The following is a 4079-nucleotide window of genomic DNA, read 5'->3' on the forward strand; positions in this document are numbered from 1 at the left end:
CGTTGACCCGGATGCGGGGCGCCAGCGCCAGGGCCATCATGCGGGTCGCATCCCAAAGCGCGGACTTGGACAGGGTGTAGGAGAAGAAGTTGGGGCTGGGCCGCCAGACCCTCTGGTCCAGGATATTAACGATCAGGCCCTCCCGGTCCGCCGGCAGCCGGCGAGCGAAGGCCTGGGCCAGGACCAAGGGCGCGCGCAGGTTGGTTTCCATGTGGAGGTCCCACGAGGCGCGGTTCATCTGGTCGAACTGGTCCTCCTCGAACACCGAGGCGCAGTTGACCAGCAGCGTCACCGGACCCAGTTCGGCTTCCACTTCGCCGACAAGAGCCACCGTGGCCGGTTCGGAACGCAGATCGCAGTCGAGGATCGCGGCTTTGCGCCCCTGGGCGCGGATGTCGCCGGCCGTGGCCTCGGCCTCATCGCCCGGCGCGCGGACATGGATCGCCACATCATAGCCCGCCGCAGCGGCCGCGGCGGCGAGCGCGCGTCCGATGCGTCGCGCGCCGCCGGTGACGAGGGCCGCGCCGCGCGCGCTCATGGGTTTGGGTCCGTCAGTCGAAGCGTCCGAACTCGAAGCGGTTCAGCACCGCGAGCACGGCCACGAAGGCGAGGATCATTGCAATGCCGGTCATGCGGGCCTCCGAAAGGGGTCGTGTCGCGTTTAACGGGGGCGGAAGCACCCCGCAAGCCGCGTGAGGGGCTTCCCACGTCCCTCGCCTGACCGTAAATGCTCAATGGACAGACGGGGCGGACGGCGCCCCGGCAACGACAAGGTCGCACGGAGGACGTCATGCGCGAGTACCTCAAGTTCTACATCGATGGAGCGTGGGTTGATCCCGCCGAGGGTCTGAAGACCCTGGACGTCGAAAACCCCGCCACCGAGCAGGTGGCCGGCAAGATCGCCATCGGCACGGCCGCCGACGTCGACAAGGCGGTGAAGGCCGCCCGCAAGGCGTTCGCCACCTGGAGCCAGACCAGCCGCGAAGAGCGCCTGGAAGTCCTGGGCCGCATCCTGGCCGAGTACCAGAAGCGCTTCGGCGATCTCGCCACGGCGGTGACCGAGGAGATGGGCGCGCCCGCCAGCCTGGCCCAGCGCGCTCAGGCGCCGATCGGCATGGCGCACCTGTCGACCGCGATCGAAGTCCTGAAGACCTTCAAGTTCGAGGAAGACCGCGGCCCGACGATGATCGTCAAGGAGCCGATCGGCGTCTGCGGATTCATCACGCCCTGGAACTGGCCGCTGAACCAGATCGTCTGCAAGGTGGCCCCGGCCATCGCGACGGGCTGCACCATGGTGCTGAAGCCTTCGGAAGTCGCGCCCTTCAGCGGGCAGATCTTTGCCGAGATCATGCATGCGGCGGGCGTCCCGGCCGGCGTGTTCAACATGATTCAGGGCGACGGCCCCGGCGTCGGCGCGGCGATCTCCAGCCACCCCGACATCGACATGGTGTCGTTCACCGGCTCAACCCGGGCCGGCATCGAGGTGGCCAAGGCGGCCGCCCCGACCGTCAAGCGCGTAGCGCAGGAACTGGGCGGCAAGAGCCCCAACATCGTTCTGGACGATGACGCGTTCGCCAAGGGCGTCGGCCGCGGCGTGGCCACCATGATGACCAACTCGGGCCAGTCCTGTAATGCGCCCACCCGCATGCTGGTGCCGCATAAGCGCATGGACGAGGCCATCGCCGTGGCCCGGGCCACCGCCGAGACCGTCACCGTCGGCGACCCCAACGGCAACGCCCAGCTCGGACCGGTCGTCTCCAAGGTGCAGTTCGACAAGATCCAGAAGCTGATCCAGGCCGGGATCGACGAGGGCGCCACCCTGGTGATCGGCGGCACGGGCCGGCCGGAAGGGCTCGACAAGGGCTACTTCGTGAAGCCCACCGTCTTCGCCAACGTGAAGAACGACATGACCATCGCCAAGGAAGAGATCTTCGGCCCCGTGCTGTCGATCCTCGGCTACGAGACGGTCGAAGAGGCCATCGATATCGGCAACGACACCGAGTACGGCCTCGCCGCCTATGTTCAGTCCGGCGACCTGGAAAAGGCCCGCAAGGTCGCGGCCAAGCTGCGCGCCGGTCAGGTGTCGATCAACGGCGGCGGCGGCGACATGATGGCTCCCTTCGGCGGCTACAAGATGAGCGGCAACGGGCGCGAGTGGGGCGACTACGCCTTCCACGAGTTCCTCGAGACCAAGGCCATGCTGGGCTACGCGCCCAAGCCCGCGGCCGAGTAGGCTCCAGCCGCATCGACCACGCGGGGGCCGTCCTTCGGGGCGGCCCCTTTGCGTTGGAGCGTGGTTTGCCAGCCGATCGGTCAGGGATAGGTTTCAGACGACAGGATCGGGGGAAGCCATGAAGACGGATCGAAGAACGGTGCTGGGGGCGGCCGTCGGCGGCGGCCTGCTGGCGGCGCAATCCGCGGCGGCCCAGAGCGCGGCGGCGCCGACACCCGCCCTACCGGCGGGGTGGCTTCCGCCGACGCCGTTCGTTCCTTCGGGCGGACCGCCGGCCTGGCCTTCGCGGGAGGTGATCGGCCTGTGGCCCGGCAAGCCGCCCGGCGCGCCTGCGACCCTGCCATCCCCGGCCCCCACCATGAACGGCCCGGCGGTCCGTCGGCAGCTGTGGATCCGAGGCGTGGCGAATGCCGAGATCCATGTGTTCCGTCCGGCCCGGCCGGACGGTTCGGCGCTGCTCTCCATTCCCGGCGGCGGCTACCAGTTCGTGTCGGTGCAGAACGAGGGCCTGGACGTCGCCCAGTACTTCAATGCGCTGGGAACCACGGTGTTCGTGCTGGTCTACCGCCTGCCGCGCGAGGGCTGGAGCCCGGCGCACCTGGCGCCCTTGCAGGACGCCCAACGGGCGATGCGGGTGATCCGGTCGCGGGCGACCGAGTTCCGCATCGATCCGGAGCGGCTGGGCGTGCTGGGCTTCTCCGCCGGCGGGCATCTGGCCGCCGACCTGATCACCGCCCACAGCGAGACCGTCTACGCCCCGGTCGACGCCGCCGACCAGCTTTCGGCCAAGCCGGCCTTCGCGGGTCTGATCTACCCGGTCACCGGCCTGATCATGCAGAGCGGTTCACGGCGCTATGCGACCATGTTGTCACCGGGAATGTCCGACGCCGACCTCCAGACCCGTTCGCCGGTGCGTAAGATCACCGCCGATACGCCGTCCACCTTTCTGGTCCATGCCGCCGACGACCCGCTGGTGGTGCTGGACTGCAGCCTGGAGTGGATCGCCGCCGCCCGCGCCGCCGGCCGTCCGGTCGAGGCGATGTTCCCCGCCGTCGGCGGCCACGGCTTCGGCCTCAATCTGTCCAAGGACAACTCGGGCGCCCTCTGGCCCGATGTCTTCGCCCGCTGGCTGAGGAAGAACGGCGGGTAGGGCGGCTACCCGCGCATCGCCGCCTTCACCGCCTCCGGCCGGATCGGCAGGTGGCGGACCCGCGCGCCCACAGCCCGGAAGATGGCGTTGCCGATGGCGGGGCCCACCACCGTGGTCGCCGGTTCGCCCAGGCCCACGGGCGCCTCGGTCGAGGGGATGAACTCGATGTCGAGGTCCGGTACGTCGGCCATGCGCAACGGCGTGTAGCTGTCGAGGTTGGTGTCCCTGACCTGCCCGGCTTCGAAGGTCGTACCCTCGTGCAGCGCCAGCGACAGGCCCCAGAGCGCCGCGCCCTCCATCTGCGACATCGCCCCGCCCGGATCGACGATGGTTCCGGCGTCGACCACCAGGGTCAGCTTCTCGACCTTCACCGCGCCCGAGGCCCGGTCGACGCGAACGCGGGCGGCGCAGGCGGTCCAGGTCGGCATGTCGCGTTCCTGGCCGAACGAGGTGGCGAGCCCCAGGCCCACATCCTTGGGCAGGCGCTTGCCCCAGCCGGCCTTTGCGGCGAGGCGCCGGACCACGGCCGCCTGACGCTTGGCGCCTCCGACCGAGTTCGGCGCGGAGCCCGCATTGCGCCCCGTGGCGTCCAGCATCCGCAGGCGGAAGGCCACGGGATCGACGCCGGCATGGTGCGCCGCCTCGTCCAGGAAGCTCTCCAGCGCCCAGTTGGTGAAGCCCGGGCCCACCGAGCGC

5 protein-coding genes are annotated in these 4079 nt (G+C 69.7%); 2 read left to right on the forward strand and 3 right to left on the reverse strand.

Translation table 11 applies throughout. The features are described from left to right. Together ACIQ3R_RS15995 and ACIQ3R_RS16000 are read right to left on the reverse strand one after the other, a co-directional pair. Positions 1-538: SDR family NAD(P)-dependent oxidoreductase (locus tag ACIQ3R_RS15995; RefSeq protein WP_397419850.1), on the reverse strand; the 538-nt coding region annotated here is incomplete at its 3' end. A gap of 13 nt (positions 539-551) precedes the next feature. Next, complete coding sequence (locus ACIQ3R_RS16000) at positions 552-680, reverse strand: hypothetical protein (RefSeq protein WP_397419851.1); 129 nt, start codon at positions 678-680, stop codon at positions 552-554. Positions 681-790: 110 nt separating this feature from the next. Between ACIQ3R_RS16000 and ACIQ3R_RS16005 the strand changes: the two genes are divergently transcribed. Then, positions 791-2233, forward strand: coding sequence for an aldehyde dehydrogenase family protein (locus tag ACIQ3R_RS16005; protein WP_397419852.1), 1443 nt, complete (start codon positions 791-793; stop codon positions 2231-2233). A 118-nt stretch (positions 2234-2351) separates the two neighbouring features. Then, positions 2352-3383, forward strand: coding sequence for an alpha/beta hydrolase (locus ACIQ3R_RS16010; RefSeq protein WP_397419853.1), 1032 nt, complete (start codon positions 2352-2354; stop codon positions 3381-3383). A 5-nt stretch (positions 3384-3388) separates the two neighbouring features. On the opposite strand, the gene ACIQ3R_RS16015 is transcribed toward ACIQ3R_RS16010, so the two are convergent. Then, the coding region (locus ACIQ3R_RS16015) for a molybdopterin cofactor-binding domain-containing protein (RefSeq protein WP_397419854.1) at positions 3389-4079 on the reverse strand (691 nt) is incomplete at its 5' end.

The organism is Phenylobacterium sp., from assembly GCF_044371015.1.
GTDB lineage: Bacteria > Pseudomonadota > Alphaproteobacteria > Caulobacterales > Caulobacteraceae > Phenylobacterium.